This window comes from Mucilaginibacter sp. P4_E8 (assembly GCF_056401495.1).
Genome location: NZ_JBFUJG010000438.1, coordinates 1 through 711 on the forward strand (window position 1 = coordinate 1; position 711 = coordinate 711).

The following is a 711-nucleotide window of genomic DNA, read 5'->3' on the forward strand; positions in this document are numbered from 1 at the left end:
GAATCTTGATATAATGAAGTTAATAAACTGGATAGGTCAAGCTTTAGCGTGGTTATGGCTATATATGAACCCTGCTAAAGATTATGCTACGACTATATTCTTACTAATTATGGTTGATATGATAACTGGTGTATGGGCTGCACATCACAAGCAAATACCATTTTGTTTAAAAAAGCTCCTTAAAGGATTTGTAAAAAAGTTTGTCGGATACTTTTTTGCAATACTGATATGTATAAATGTCGATAAAACTTTAAGTCATAGTTGGATTGCTGAACACGTAAAACTTATTGATGTAATAAGCATCAGTATCATTTTTATAGAACTAAAATCAAATTTGACCAATATAAGCACGTTTACAGATACCGACTTATGGAATATCGCAAAAGATAGGATAGCAGCAGCTTTAAATCTGGATAAAAAAACTAATTCAAAAAATAAAGAAGATGAAACTAATTAAAATTGTACAAATACTATCGGGACTGTTTCAAACAGTACTTTCAGTGATTAAACCTAAGAAATAAAAAGCTATAGTTATATTATTCGTTAATCATGGCAAAGCCATGTATAAATAAATAATATTACAATTGTTGACTAAACATTGTTTTTAGGTTTTCCTTTATTCCCGGTATTCCGAAGCCTGATTCCCTGAAACTGTAAAACAAGATAAAATCAACAGGAACACTTTTATTGTTAAATTCATAGCTTCCATAT

At 29.7% G+C, this 711-nt stretch carries 1 protein-coding gene; it reads left to right on the forward strand.

Features of this window, described 5'->3' with window-relative positions; all coding sequences use genetic code 11:
- On the forward strand, positions 1–457 hold a 457-nt coding region (locus AC1DRQ_RS31990), incomplete at its 5' end, for a phage holin family protein (protein WP_477430260.1).
- Positions 458–711 lie beyond the last annotated feature (254 nt).